Raw genomic sequence first — 12,812 nt, 5'->3', positions numbered from 1 at the left:
TTGAAGCAGCTCATAACAGAATCAGACCTCACCAAGCTTGTATCCATTACAGACCCTCAGTATTCGCCGGACGGCGGGAAAGTGGCTTATGTACAAACAAACGTAAACCAAAAGCAAGACTCCTATGATGCACATATTATGGTTTTTGACTTTGAAAAGCGGGAATCGGCACAGTGGACGTTTGGAAAAGGAAGAAATCAGCATCCGCGCTGGTCGCCAGACGGCAGCATGCTTGCATTTACGTCAAACCGGGATGAAACAATACAAGTTTACGTCATGAATACAGCCGGTGGCGAAGCGAGAAAAGTGACCGATATTCCATACGATGTGTCTCAGCCCGAATGGTCGCCGGACGGCAGGTCTTTGCTTTGTTCAGTCAAGCTGACAAAAGACGAAAGTCCAGCAGATAAAGAAAAAACGAAACTGGAAGAACATGAACCTTTAGAAGTTGATTCTTTAGTATATAAAGCAGACGGACAGGGCTTTAAAAGGGGGAAATATACTCAGCTTATTCTCGTTGACTTGGAAACGGAGGAGATAAAGCAGGTCACAGATCAGGAGCGGGACCATCTTAGCCATGCGTTTTCACCCTGCGGGAAAATGATTGCCTTTTCCGCTAATTTGACAAGAAAAGCGGATACCCGTGTGAATGACGTCTACCTCATGACGCTTTCGACGGGCGAGACGAAGCGGCTGACAGGGAAAAACGGAATTTTTTCATCATTATCATTTTCCCCTGACGGAAAATATCTTGCTTTTTTAGGAAATGAAAAAGAATTTCAAAATGCCACTCTTGATAAAGCTTGGTTATACGATATCGAAAAAGGTAAAGTGTCATGTTTGACAGAAATGCTTGACGTCCATCTGAGTGATGCGGTCGCAGGAGACAGCCTTGTCGGAGGCGTCCTCCCGAAACCGGCCTGGACAAAGGATGGCAATGGCTTCTATGTGATCGGAACGGATCAGGGCTCAACGGGCATTTATTACATATCAACAGAAGGCCTCGCTTATCCGGTCCGCCTTGAAAAGGAGCATCTGAATGGGTTCAGCCTGCATCCTGATGAAACGGGGTTCGCCGCTGCCATTGCGCTGCCTGTTTGGCCAAGTGAGCTGTACTATATCCCATTAGGCGAAGAAAAAGCAGACCGGCTCACACATGCCAATCAAGCTTTTACGGAAGAACGGATCATCTCAGAACCGGAAGAGCTTCAGTTTGAAACAAAGGATGGTTTGACTGTGCACGGGTGGCTGATCAAGCCCGCACAATATAAAGAAGGAAAAACGTATCCGCTGATTTTAGAAGTGCACGGCGGTCCTCACGCCATGTATGCGAATGCTTATTTTCACGAATTTCAAGTGCTGGCCGCCCATGGCTATGCGGTCGTTTACGTCAATCCGAGAGGAAGCCATGGCTATGGACAGGACTTCGTCAACAGAGTACGGGGCGATTACGGAGACGGAGACTTTGATGATGTCATGGCAGCCGTTGACCACGTGCTTGGGCGATATGATTTTATCGATCAGGAAAGGCTCGGCATCACGGGGGGAAGCTACGGCGGCTTTATGACGAACTGGGCCGTCGGGCATACGAACCGATTTAAGGCCGCGGTGACACAGCGATCGATTTCCAACTGGATCAGTTTTTACGGTGTGAGCGACATCGGCTACTTTTTCACGGAGTGGCAGCTCGGCTTAGATCTCTTTGAAAATCCGGATAAACTATGGGACCGCTCTCCGCTAAAGTATGCGGACCGGGTTGAGACCCCATTGTTAATCCTCCATGGCGAACGGGACGACAGATGTCCGGTTGAACAGGCTGAACAGCTTTTTACCGCGCTGAAAAAAATGGGGAAAGAAGTGAAGCTTGTCAGGTTTCCGAACGCATCCCACGACTTGTCAAGAAACGGGCACCCGACACAGCGGATCAAGCGGCTTGAATATATTGGAGGATGGTTTGACAAATACTTATAAATAAAAAAGGCTGCCATACCGGCAGCTTTTTTGGTGATTAAAATACTTGTTCTACCTCGATCACGCCCGGCACTTCTTCTAAAAGGGCACGTTCAATTCCCGCTTTCAGGGTAATGGTTGAACTTGGGCAGCTTCCGCATGCTCCGAGAAGACGAAGCTTTACGATGCCGTCTTCCACGTCGACAAGCTCACAGTCTCCGCCGTCACGCAGTAAAAATGGACGAAGTTTGTCCAGTACTTCCTGTACTTGTTCTTTCATTTCGACTTCTGTCGTCATTCATATCGCTCCTTTCAAATCATACAACCATTATATTCAGTCGAACAATAAAAAGCTATTGTTTGGTTTCGCATATTCCCACATATTATATCATATTTGCCGTCAAAGACAAAAAACGATTTTCATTTCAGATATGGAGTGCGGAATGAAAATAGACTAAAATAAAAGTAAACAGAAAGGAGCTTACTTAGATGAAAAAAATCGCTGAGCTTTTTGTTTATGGCGCTGAGGTTCTCTGTCCAAGCTGTGTGAATCTTCCTTCAGCAAAAGAAACGTATGAATGGCTCGAAGCGGCTCTTAAACGAAAATATCCGGGTCAGCCTTTCTCGATTACGTACATTGACGTCCATCACCCTCCTGAACATGATCCTAAGAAACAGGAAATCTCGGAAAAGATCCTGAATGACGAATATTTCTATCCGCTCGTTTTGGTCGGTGATCAGGTGGTAGGCGAAGGAAATCCGAAGCTGAAAGACGTGTATAAAGAGATGGAAAAGCAAGGGTATGAGCCTGCTTTATCATAAACAGCAAGGGATCTTGAACACCTTGCTGTTTTTTCATGATTGTTCTTTTGAAAAAAGGACAGACTAACTACCAGTTGATCAAGCTTTGGAGGGATATGCATGGCAAATATTGAAGGGCAGATCATGTCCGGTGATTTTGACGACGAAATGAATGTTTTTTCATTAAAAAAAATCAAACAGTTTCAAACACAAACAAGCCTGAAGGAAAACCAATTACAGGCTTTGCAGCAGTATTTAAAACAGCATGAGCATGATGAGGACGGACAGATCATCACCCTTTATGATCAGATGCTTGTCCCATTGTCACAAGAAGACATTAAAGCTTTGCTCCATGATTTATCAAAGGTTCAGTCTTTATATTATGAATAAGAGACCGAATCGATCCCCCAGCCTCTTTCTCATTCATTCCTCTTATACTCGTTTTCCGGCCCGAATGTCATCCGTCATTCCAGGGTATGGCGCTTTGGAAATGAGTTCTTCCTGATTTATGCCGGCGTTTTCGATAAACGTGATATCGGCGAATTCAGGAACGACGTATTTTGGATATGTCTCATATGTCTCCCGTGATTCTTCCATTAAATCGATATGGTCATTTTGATAGCAAACCGTAATGTCAGGGCGTTCGTGAACCCATTTTGGGAAGAAGATGATGCCGTGCATCCGATTTTCATTCGGCATAAAGTTCAGGGAAACATCAGTGCCTGTCGGTTCAGTCCATGACACTTTATAGACGCCTTCCGTCAGTTTGACGATATTGGCTTCCTGATCGCGAACCCAGCGGCCCCCCACCATTCCGCTGTGAATACGGTAATCGATGGTATGATCATTTTTGATGTATATCTCATATTCCCAGCCGTTCTCATACGTATAGATCATATGGCTTCCTACAAAATCTTTTACATCTTGATTCATATGAACTGCTCCTTTTTTTATATTATTGTAAATATGAACATGTTTATATTTACATATATAATTATAGTTTTTCTGTAAATCAAATGTCAAATTAAACACACGACGTTTTGTCAAAAATTAAGCATAATAAAAGAATATTAGGAAATTATGCTAATATTTAGAAAAATACATTGTCAAAAAATGAGCGATTCTGTAAAATGAAAAACAACCCATAAAAAGGAAAAAGATTGGGAGGAAAGGAATGATAATCGGTTGAAGACAAAAATTGCGTATGAAGAAGTCGCCAAAATGCTGAATCAATGGTATGTCATGATTAAACGCCACAAAATATCCCAAGCGGTCTCCATAAAATATGATATTGAACATCAGCTGCCGTATATGGAAGAAAATCAAGATTTGCTGCTTTATTTTAATCTTTTAGACTACCGCCATAAATTGCTGACAGAAGAATTTGCGGCATCAAACAGGCTGTTCGAAGACATTCAGCATCAAAAAGCTGATATGCAAAGCACCGATGACATGATTGAATATTATTTTTTCTTTTTTGCCGGCATGTACGAATTTCACAAAAAGGACTACACAAATGCCATCAATTATTACAAATTGGCTGAGGACAAGCTCAGGAAAATCCCCGATCAAATTGAAAACGCCGAATTCCATTACAAACTGGCGATCGCCTACTATCAGATCAAGCAAACCTTCTTCTCCTTAAACCATGCAAAAACAGCTTTAAAAACCTTTAAAACACATGATGATTACATCCAAAAAGCGATCAGCAGCGAAATGCTGTTAGGTGCGAATAAACTCGATTTATTTCGTTTTGACGAGGCTGAACAGCATTATAAGCAAGCCCTTAAGGAAGCGGAAGTAATCAAACATCATGTCCTCATCGGCATGGCCCATCACAACTTAGGATTAAGCTATGTCAATCGCGATCTCCTCACCTTGGCTGAAAAGCATTTCAGAGAAGCGCTTGTTTTAAAAGAACATGAAGAATCAGTATACGGCATTCATTCTATGTTTGAATTGACACATGTGCTGTACAAATCGGGTCTTTTTAAAGAAGCGCGGGAATGGTATGAAAAAGGTTTTTCTCGTGCGAAAAAAGCAGGAGAAAGGGAATATTTGTCGAAATTTAAACTCATACATGCTCTGTATGATGAACAAAATCCATTTACAGTTGAACATGCTTTAGAATACCTGAAAACGATCAATCTCTGGACGGATATAGCGGAATTAACATTGGACATTGCGCTTTTCTATAAACAAAATGGTGATACAGACAATGCTGCCGGATATTTTGAAGAGTCTCATCATGCAAGAGACCAAATCCTTAAAAGAACGGAGGAGTTAAAGTGAAAAAGCTGATTGCCATTGTATCAACGGCCGTTTTCGCCAGCCTTGTCGTTTTAAGTTTTTCGTCTCAGCCAAACAACAGCGCCCAGCTGGCGGGACGTGCCATTTTTCTTGATCAAGCTTCCGCAAAGCTGATGGCGGGAAGAGCGATCTTTCTCGACAGCTATCCTGTCAAATCGCTTGCAGACAAATCTTCCGCATTAAGCTGACAAGCATGATCGGACAAGTCCCCCCAGGCTCGTCCGCACACCGCCATCCATTTTATAATGGTGCCATGATCGGCGCCTTCTTTTTTTTGAGCTTGAAAAGCCAGATCCATAAGGCCGGCAAAACTGATAGGAATGAAGGAGTCAGATGATGATACATATTCAGAAGAATTCAGAGCAGGCCATTATCGTATTGCACGAAATATACGGGATCAACCGGCATATGGAGGATGTTTGCCGCTCGCTTTCCCACCGCGGGTTTGATGTCATTTGCCCGAATTTATTAAATAAAGAAAGACCATTCGATTACCAGGAGGAGAAAGCCGCCTATCTTCATTATATGGAGAACGTCGGTTTTGCCGGCGCTGCCAGCAAAATAAAAACGATGATCTTCCATCTGAAAAATCGATATCAAAAGATCGTGCTGGTCGGGTTCAGCGTGGGAGCGACCATCGCCTGGCTGTGCAGTGAAGAAGAATACATTGATGGGATTGTCGGATATTATGGTTCCCGCATAAGAGACTACCTGGAAATAACACCTGCGTGCCCTGTAATGCTGTTCTTTCCGGAAAAAGAACAATCCTTTGACGTTGCCAAATTCATTTCAGCTTTCGACGGCAAGAAGAATGTCGAAACGGCCAAATTGAAGGGAGCACATGGATTTAGCGACCCATATTCTAAAGAATACAACAGCCATTCCTCGCAAATAGCATACGGGAAAATGATGAGCTTTCTAAAGGGGCAGTGAATGAAATTGCGGCCCAAGCCTGATCATCAATGACATATATGAACAATACCGGCGAGCCCAAGGGTTATTCTATTTTTTATATAAGTCAACAGGGCATGAAATGCCTGAAAAGTTGACAAACGCATTGAGAAACCAATTCATATATTGAACTATAGCGCTCTCTTTCACTGAGAGCGTTTTTTGCTGCAAATGACAAACGTAAAAGGTCTGCCGAGAAATAGAGTTAGAACCAAACCTGTTAGTAAACTGCGAAACTCTAAAAGCTCATCTGACATGATGAGCTTTTAGAGTTAAAAGGTATGAATAAGAGTAAAAACACGATTTGTAAGGAAAAGCATATCCCTATCCATTATGATGCTTATACATCCAAAGCAGTCCCGATTTCAACAGGCGCGGCACCCTGCCGATCAGCGGACGTTCAGCGACTAATCCGAAGCCGGCTTTTTTGCCGAGGGACCCGAGTACGCCTTTCAGCTTGAATTTCGGCATCGATTCCGGAAGAGGCTCTCCTCTCCAGCGACATTCAAGAATCTGGACAATCTGCTCCGCCTGTGCTTCTGCAAGCTGTGCGCTTGGAGCGTGCGGAAGGCTTGCACAGTCTCCGACGACATAGACGTGTTCGTCTCCGGGCAAATTGTGGTGCGGTGTTAAGACGACTCGTCCTTGTGCATCCTTTTCCACATTAAGCTCGCGGACGATTTGACTCGGCTGAATCCCCGCAGTCCAGACAATGGCATCGGCTGGAATCGGGTCATCATGGTTGTAGACGATGCCTTCTTCCACTTTCGTAATATTCGCCCGGTTAATGATGCTGACGCCGTGCTCTTCAAACCAGCTTTGAACATATTTGCTCAGCCGCTCAGGGAAGCTTGATAAAATCAATTCCCCGCGGTCGAAAAGAATAATGTTCAAGTCTTTTCTGCTTTCTCTTAACTCGCTCGCAAGTTCAACGCCGCTCAGTCCTGCCCCGACTATCGCAACGGTTGCTTCCGCATTTAAGTTGTTGAGCGCCTGATAGGTATGGCGGGATTGGTCGATCGTCTGAATGCTGTACGTGTAGTCAGGCGCTCCAGGAACATTATGATATTTGTCCTCACAGCCAAGCCCGATCACAGCATCATCATAGGGAATCGGCTCTCTGTCATGAAACAGCACTTTTTTTTGCTCCAGATCAATACGAGAAATATTGCCGTATTCAGTCTTTAATTTAGGGTGATCCGGGAAGGATACTCTAATATGATGATCGGAAATCGTTCCGGCAGCAAGTGCATAATACTCCGTTTTTAAACAATGGTAAGGGTTTCTATCAATTAAAGTGATCATCACATCATCAGGCAGCTGATTTGGCAGCAAACGATGTATAACGCGCATATTTCCATAACCGCCGCCGAGCAAGACTAAATTTCTCATTGCTAATTCCCCTTTTCCCCTCAGATTAAGAAACTAGAACTCATCTTTTTTTACAATGCAAAAATAAAAAACTATGTAAATACCCTCTAGAATTATATCTAATTTGATGTAAAATCACAATATTTCTCGGAAAAATAACCTACACATACATCACAGCGAGATAATTAGTAAAACCCTTTAAGGTATTAATATGTTACAAAAGCTTTATCAGGCAATTTCATGTTTTGACTAATCAAAGGACATTAGGGTACGATAAGAAGGCGATGTGAGGTGAAAGAAAGTGTTTCCAATTATTGAATTTTGCGTCAGCAATCTTGCCCAAGGTTCTCAGAAGGCAAAAGAAATACTAGAGAAAGACCCGAATTTAGACGTTGTCGAATACGGCTGTCTGAGTTATTGCGGGCAATGTATGCAGACATTATTTGCACTTGTGAACGGTGAAATGGTTTCAGGGAATAATCCGGCTGAGTTAGTCGAAAATATATATGAGTTCATTGAAGAAAATGAAATGATTTAAACGGGGTCATGAAGGGTGGTCTCGTTTTTTTTATGAGCATAAGCCTTTGGTTGTAAGGGTTTCCATAAAAAGATAAAAAATTCGTAAAAATTTTTGTGGACAGGCAAATGATTAATTGTTATCTTAATAAAAGTTTAAAAAATAAGAAGAGGTGTGGTCATGAACATATTATGGGGACTTCTTGGTATTCTTGCGATTTTCGCGATTGCGTTCTTGCTTTCTGAGCATAAAAGCAAAATTAATATAAGAACGATTGTCATCGGTTTGGCGATCCAACTCCTGTTCGGCTTTATCGTTCTCAAATGGGAGATGGGACGGGAGGCGTTTCTTTCGTTTACGCAAGCTGTTCAACATCTCGTCAATTATGCGAATGAAGGGATCAGCTTTCTCTTTGGCCCTCTTTTACAGGTAGGCGACAGCGCTGCCTTTGCTTTAAGTGTTTTACCCGTCATCATCTTCTTTTCATCATTGATTGCCGTTCTTTACCACCTAAGAATCATGCAGGTCATCATCCGTTTTATCGGCGGAGGATTGTCAAAGCTTCTCGGAACAAGCAAAACGGAATCTCTTTCAGCTGCTGCAAATATTTTTGTCGGCCAAACAGAGGCTCCTCTTGTCATTAAGCCGTTTATTGCCAACTTGACTAAATCCGAGCTGTTTACCGTTATGACCGGAGGATTGGCTTCAGTGGCCGGTTCTGTTTTATTCGGCTACGCCCTTCTCGGAGTTCCTCTTGAATATTTGCTTGCGGCAAGCTTTATGGCTGCACCGGCAGGTTTGATCATGGCAAAAATGCTTATTCCGGAAACAGAGAAATCGAAAGCGTCATCAGAAGATATTCAAATGGCTGAAGACGAAGATGCTGCAAATGTAATCGATGCGGCGGCAAAAGGGGCTTCAACAGGTCTGAACCTTGCTTTGAATGTCGGCGCGATGCTGCTTGCATTTGTTGCTTTGATTGCCGTTTTAAACGGTGTTCTCGGCGGAATCGGGGGCTGGTTTGGCTTTAAAGGCCTGTCTCTCGAATTCATACTCGGATATGTATTTGCACCGCTTGCCTTTGTCATCGGTGTGCCTTGGGATGAGGCTGTCCAGGCTGGAAGCTTTATCGGTCAAAAGCTTGTCTTAAACGAATTTGTTGCTTATTCCAACTTTGCTCCGATTTTCGAGCAGCTTTCTGCTAAAACCGCTACAATTATCAGCTTTGCGCTGTGCGGTTTCGCCAACTTGTCTTCCGTGGCCATTTTGCTTGGAGGATTGGGAGGAATGGCGCCGAGCCGCCGTTCTGATATTGCCCGTCTCGGACTGAAAGCCGTTGCTGCCGGATCATTGGCCAACCTTTTAAGTGCGGCGATTGCCGGTATGTTTATCGGGTAAGCATGATAAAAGCTCCCTGCACATATGTGCAGGGAGCTTTTATGTATGAAAAACGGGGGATAATCATATTGTGTCCATCCGTTCCAGCTTTTATACTAAAAGAAATAAAAATGTTGGAGGCCGCTATGAAGTTTTTTCGTTTTACTAAAATGCACGGTTTAGGAAACAGTTATATATATGTCAATCAATTTGAAGAGAACCTTCCGGAAGAATTGTTATCGCAATTGGCTGTCAAAGTGTCTTCAGTTTATACGGGAATCGGTTCTGACGGAATGATTCTCATCTGTCCTTCTGATCAGGCGCCGGTCAAAATGCGGATTTTCAACAGCGATGGATCTGAAGGCAAAAACTGTGGAAACGGCTTGCGCTGTGTTGCGAAATACGCTTATGAACATAAACTGGTAAAGGAAAAATCCTTTTTCATTGAAACATTGTCAGGCTTTGTGAAAGCGGAAGTTGAAGTGGAGGACGGGAAAGTCGTTTCGGCCACAGTCGACATGGGCGAGCCGCGGCTCCTTAAATCGGATATGCCAATGTTCGGGGAGCAGCACTCACAAACGATCAATGAACAAATGAATTTTGGCGGCCATGAACTGAAAGGCACTGCTGTATCCATGGGAAACCCCCATATCATCTTTTATTTAGACGATATTGAAGAAGCCCCGCTGACAACATTGGGGCCGCTCATCGAAAAACACGAGAGGTTTCCGGAGGGCGTCAATGTCGAATTTGTTGAGGTGGAAAATGCGAAGGAACTGCATTTCCGCGTATGGGAAAGAGGTTCAGGGATTACTCAGGCGTGCGGAACAGGTGCCTGTGCTGCTGCGGTTTCCTCTATTCTGAACGGCTTTGCCGAAAGAGAGACCGACATTACCGTTCATCTTGCCGGAGGCGATTTGATCATCAACTGGAAAAACGACGGCCGCGTGATGATGACAGGCCCGGCTGAAATGGTATGTGACGGCGTATTTTTTATTTGAAGACGGTCTGTTTGAGAAATACCGGATTCACATTTATAATAAAGGTAGACATGACAACTAGAGGAGGTGCTTTGTCATGAGCGAAAAAACAGTCACGCTTACAGAAGCGGCTGCCCTTCATATTAAAGAGATGATGAAGGAGCATGAAGAAGAAAATGCTTTCTTAAGAATCGGTGTAAAAGGCGGCGGGTGCAGCGGCCTTTCATATGGCATGGGGTTTGAGCACGAAAAAAATGAAGATGACAGCGAGTTTGTTCAGCATGGAATCACAATGCTTGTCGATAATGAAAGCATTGCTATCATGAACGGAACGGTCATTGATTTCAAACAATCGATGATGGGCGGCGGCTTCACCATCGAAAATCCAAACGCCATCGCGTCATGCGGCTGCGGCTCTTCATTCCGCACGGCAGCAAATGCCGGCAAGCCTGAAGAGTGCTGACATACGAAACCCGGTATGAATGAACCCGTTATGATGGAAAAACGATTAATAAACGCCTTTCTTAGCGATGATTCATCGTTTGAGAAAGGCGTTTTTATTACTCGTTAAATTGGCTGACGGGAAACTGAGACATGCGGGTCATTTCAACGAGCACATTGTGGAAAGCGGTTTTTCGAAATCCATAGGGAAGGCCGGAAATGGTTTCTATCCGCGATGACATTCTATTGGTGAAATGTTTGTCATAAAACCCGAATAGATAAGAAAAAGCAGCCGCCCCGCTCAGGGTTCGAGCAAGGCTTTTGCGATTGGATGTTTTAAAAAGAGGTGTTTCTATTTTTGGTTAAATATGCGGTGAAGATTGCTCGTATTGTTGGTGATTGAGGTTAGATAGCGGCTTCCGCTCTCCATTTCCTGATTGCAGAGAGGGCATAAAGGACGTTCACTGCTTGTAAAGTTTTTTCTCATCCATCCGTTGCAGTCCTCTGCTGTACATTCCCACGTATTGATATCTTCTTTTGGCAGGGGTTCCTGATTTCGATTGTTGTAGTAAGACATAACGTCACTTCCTAACAAGGGTTTTTTTAGCATTCATTTAAGAATATTTTGTGAATCTTAAGACATTCTATTCGTTTATTTGTTATTCTATACTGGACAAGTTCTTTTAGGAACGAAAGCCCAGAAAGGAAAAGGGATCCAAACATGGAAGAAAACATAAACTGCAGAAATTGTAATGAGCTTATTCCATACCGCTCTAAAGTATGCGAGGCATGCGGGTGTGAAAAGCCGCTGCCAAAAGCGCAAAAAATCAAAGACCGCATCGTTTTGACCGCTGCAGGTATGGTTGCCGTTTTGACGATTGTGCTGATTCTGGGAACCATTTTCTCATATATGAATATCATTTAACAAAAAGGAGCCGCTTGCAAGGCTCCTTTGTTTTATTTATTTTCAAACATGCTCGTCGAATGCAGCGGCTGAACGCGGGCTTTAGGATCCATATAAGCTTTGGCGTTGTTTACCGCGGTCGGAGCTTCTCCAAATCCGCTTGCAATCAGCTTTACTTTTCCTTCATATGTGCAGATGTCGCCAGCGGCATAGAATCCTTCAATATTTGTTTCCATCGTCGATTTGACGACGATCGAATTTTTCTCAATGTCAAGCCCCCAGTTTTTGATCGGGCCGAGAGATGAAACAAATCCGAAGTTGACAATGACATCATCGACATCAATGACTTCTTTTCTTTCTCCCTTGACTTCTTCAATGACGATCTGTTCAATTTGATTTTCTCCGATCAACTCAGTCGGTACAAACGGCGTTAACACGTTCACTTTAGAGTTTCGCAGGTTTTCGACGCTGTGTTCATGAGCGCGGAATTTATCGCGGCGGTGAATGATCGATACTTCTTTCGCGATCGGCTCAAGCATAAGCGCCCAGTCTACGGCAGAGTCTCCGCCTCCCAATACGGCGACGCGCTTGCCGGCGAATTTATTCATATCATCGATAAAGTAATGGAGGTTCGCATTTTCATATTGAGCCGCTGATTCCAGCTCAAGCTTTCTCGGCTGGAACGCTCCGTTTCCGGCTGTAATAATGATTGTTTTTGAGTAGTGAATTTCTTTGTTTGTCACAAGCTTAAATATACCGTCCGCTTGCTTTTCAACGCTTTCGACAGCTTGCTCAAGACAAACCGTCTGATCAAATTTCGCCATTTGGTCTTTTAAATTATCGACAAGCTCCTGAGCGCGGATTTTAGGGAAGCCGGCGACATCATATATATATTTTTCCGGATATAAAGCGGACAGCTGGCCGCCGAGCTGCGGCAGGCTTTCGATTATTTTGACGCTCGCTTGCCGCATACCGCCGTAAAACGCGGTAAACAAGCCGACAGGGCCGCCTCCGATAATTGTAATGTCATATACTTTTGAGTCTTCACGCATGAAAATAATGCCCCCTAAATGAAAATTGTTCTTAACTATATCATATCACATAAAATAAATACGAGCGCGTCTGTTTTTTCAAGGGATCTTGGGGAGGAGACTCCGCTGTTCCTAAAAGCATGTCGCCAGCGGCATATTCAATCTTGAAAAACCAAATG

At 43.7% G+C, this 12,812-nt stretch carries 15 protein-coding genes and 1 pseudogene; 11 read left to right on the top strand and 5 right to left on the bottom strand.

Annotated features, from left to right (window positions below):
- The gene (locus RBH91_RS17960; RefSeq protein WP_307892400.1) at positions 1-1,971 is read left to right on the top strand and encodes a S9 family peptidase; all 1,971 of its coding nucleotides are present in this window, start codon (positions 1-3) and stop codon (positions 1,969-1,971) included.
- Between the two features lie 37 nt (positions 1,972-2,008).
- On the opposite strand, the pseudogene RBH91_RS17955 reads toward RBH91_RS17960, so the two are convergent.
- Positions 2,009-2,322, bottom strand: a pseudogene (locus RBH91_RS17955) (NifU family protein).
- A gap of 117 nt (positions 2,323-2,439) precedes the next feature.
- Between RBH91_RS17955 and RBH91_RS17950 the strand changes: the two are divergent.
- Both RBH91_RS17950 and RBH91_RS17945 read left to right on the top strand, forming a co-directional pair.
- Complete coding sequence (locus RBH91_RS17950) at positions 2,440-2,772, top strand: YuzD family protein (protein ID WP_076762071.1); 333 nt, start codon at positions 2,440-2,442, stop codon at positions 2,770-2,772.
- Positions 2,773-2,871: 99 nt separating this feature from the next.
- Positions 2,872-3,141: a hypothetical protein gene (locus RBH91_RS17945; protein ID WP_307892399.1), complete on the top strand. Its 270-nt coding sequence runs from the start codon at positions 2,872-2,874 to the stop codon at positions 3,139-3,141.
- Between the two features lie 42 nt (positions 3,142-3,183).
- On the opposite strand, the gene RBH91_RS17940 is transcribed toward RBH91_RS17945, so the two are convergent.
- Positions 3,184-3,684: a phenolic acid decarboxylase gene (locus RBH91_RS17940; RefSeq protein ID WP_076762069.1), complete on the bottom strand. Its 501-nt coding sequence runs from the start codon at positions 3,682-3,684 to the stop codon at positions 3,184-3,186.
- Positions 3,685-3,936: 252 nt separating this feature from the next.
- Here RBH91_RS17940 and RBH91_RS17935 point away from each other — a divergent pair, with 252 nt between their 5' ends.
- From RBH91_RS17935 to RBH91_RS17925, 3 genes are all read left to right on the top strand, one after another.
- On the top strand, positions 3,937-5,043 hold the full coding sequence (locus RBH91_RS17935) for a Rap family tetratricopeptide repeat protein (RefSeq protein WP_076762068.1): 1,107 nt from the start codon (positions 3,937-3,939) through the stop codon (positions 5,041-5,043).
- Positions 5,040-5,249 (top strand): hypothetical protein, encoded by a 210-nt coding sequence (locus tag RBH91_RS17930; RefSeq protein ID WP_076762067.1) that lies wholly within the window; start codon positions 5,040-5,042, stop codon positions 5,247-5,249. Before RBH91_RS17935 ends, RBH91_RS17930 begins: the two co-directional genes overlap by 4 nt.
- Positions 5,250-5,397: 148 nt before the next feature.
- Positions 5,398-5,994, top strand: a complete 597-nt coding sequence (locus RBH91_RS17925) for a dienelactone hydrolase family protein (RefSeq protein ID WP_307892398.1) — start codon at positions 5,398-5,400, stop codon at positions 5,992-5,994.
- Between the two features lie 342 nt (positions 5,995-6,336).
- Here the strand turns inward: RBH91_RS17925 and RBH91_RS17920 are convergent, their stop codons facing one another.
- The gene (locus RBH91_RS17920; RefSeq protein ID WP_307892397.1) at positions 6,337-7,404 is read right to left on the bottom strand and encodes an NAD(P)/FAD-dependent oxidoreductase; all 1,068 of its coding nucleotides are present in this window, start codon (positions 7,402-7,404) and stop codon (positions 6,337-6,339) included.
- Between the two features lie 280 nt (positions 7,405-7,684).
- Here RBH91_RS17920 and RBH91_RS17915 point away from each other — a divergent pair, with 280 nt between their 5' ends.
- From RBH91_RS17915 to RBH91_RS17900, 4 genes are all read left to right on the top strand, one after another.
- A complete protein-coding gene (locus RBH91_RS17915) occupies positions 7,685-7,921 on the top strand; it encodes a YuzB family protein (protein ID WP_148956500.1) in 237 nt (78 codons plus the stop codon).
- Between the two features lie 159 nt (positions 7,922-8,080).
- Positions 8,081-9,298 (top strand): NupC/NupG family nucleoside CNT transporter, encoded by a 1,218-nt coding sequence (locus tag RBH91_RS17910; RefSeq protein ID WP_076762063.1) that lies wholly within the window; start codon positions 8,081-8,083, stop codon positions 9,296-9,298.
- A 125-nt stretch (positions 9,299-9,423) separates the two neighbouring features.
- Entirely contained in the window at positions 9,424-10,278 is an 855-nt protein-coding gene (gene dapF, locus RBH91_RS17905) for a diaminopimelate epimerase (RefSeq protein ID WP_307892396.1), read from the top strand.
- A 76-nt stretch (positions 10,279-10,354) separates the two neighbouring features.
- The gene (locus RBH91_RS17900) at positions 10,355-10,720 is read left to right on the top strand and encodes a HesB/IscA family protein (protein ID WP_307892395.1); all 366 of its coding nucleotides are present in this window, start codon (positions 10,355-10,357) and stop codon (positions 10,718-10,720) included.
- Between the two features lie 330 nt (positions 10,721-11,050).
- Here RBH91_RS17900 and RBH91_RS17895 read toward each other — a convergent pair whose 3' ends face one another.
- Positions 11,051-11,275: a cold-shock protein gene (locus RBH91_RS17895; RefSeq protein WP_076762060.1), complete on the bottom strand. Its 225-nt coding sequence runs from the start codon at positions 11,273-11,275 to the stop codon at positions 11,051-11,053.
- 144 nt (positions 11,276-11,419) lie between these two features.
- On the opposite strand from RBH91_RS17895, the gene RBH91_RS17890 reads away from it, so the two are divergent.
- Positions 11,420-11,623 carry a hypothetical protein gene (locus tag RBH91_RS17890; RefSeq protein WP_076762059.1) on the top strand — a complete coding sequence of 68 codons (204 nt, stop codon included), beginning with the start codon at positions 11,420-11,422 and terminating at the stop codon, positions 11,621-11,623.
- Between the two features lie 32 nt (positions 11,624-11,655).
- Here RBH91_RS17890 and yumC read toward each other — a convergent pair whose 3' ends face one another.
- The gene (yumC, locus tag RBH91_RS17885; protein WP_076762058.1) at positions 11,656-12,654 is read right to left on the bottom strand and encodes a ferredoxin--NADP reductase 2; all 999 of its coding nucleotides are present in this window, start codon (positions 12,652-12,654) and stop codon (positions 11,656-11,658) included.
- Positions 12,655-12,812 lie beyond the last annotated feature (158 nt).

Origin of the sequence: Bacillus swezeyi (genome assembly GCF_030908325.1) — a bacterium.
Taxonomy (GTDB): Bacteria; Bacillota; Bacilli; order Bacillales; family Bacillaceae; genus Bacillus; species Bacillus swezeyi.
The sequence above is the reverse complement of the archived record's forward strand: the minus strand, read 5'-3'. Positions and strand labels throughout refer to the sequence as shown.

Coding starts and splice junctions, on each gene's coding strand:
- RBH91_RS17940 (WP_076762069.1), bottom strand. CDS start 3,684: ATGAATCAAGATGTAAAAGATTTTGTAGGAAGCCATATGATCTATACG.
- RBH91_RS17900 (WP_307892395.1), top strand. CDS start 10,355: ATGAGCGAAAAAACAGTCACGCTTACAGAAGCGGCTGCCCTTCATATT.
- RBH91_RS17945 (WP_307892399.1), top strand. CDS start 2,872: ATGGCAAATATTGAAGGGCAGATCATGTCCGGTGATTTTGACGACGAA.
- RBH91_RS17925 (WP_307892398.1), top strand. CDS start 5,398: ATGATACATATTCAGAAGAATTCAGAGCAGGCCATTATCGTATTGCAC.
- RBH91_RS17910 (WP_076762063.1), top strand. CDS start 8,081: ATGAACATATTATGGGGACTTCTTGGTATTCTTGCGATTTTCGCGATT.
- RBH91_RS17895 (WP_076762060.1), bottom strand. CDS start 11,275: ATGTCTTACTACAACAATCGAAATCAGGAACCCCTGCCAAAAGAAGAT.
- yumC (WP_076762058.1), bottom strand. CDS start 12,654: ATGCGTGAAGACTCAAAAGTATATGACATTACAATTATCGGAGGCGGC.
- RBH91_RS17950 (WP_076762071.1), top strand. CDS start 2,440: ATGAAAAAAATCGCTGAGCTTTTTGTTTATGGCGCTGAGGTTCTCTGT.
- RBH91_RS17890 (WP_076762059.1), top strand. CDS start 11,420: ATGGAAGAAAACATAAACTGCAGAAATTGTAATGAGCTTATTCCATAC.
- RBH91_RS17920 (WP_307892397.1), bottom strand. CDS start 7,404: ATGAGAAATTTAGTCTTGCTCGGCGGCGGTTATGGAAATATGCGCGTT.
- dapF (WP_307892396.1), top strand. CDS start 9,424: ATGAAGTTTTTTCGTTTTACTAAAATGCACGGTTTAGGAAACAGTTAT.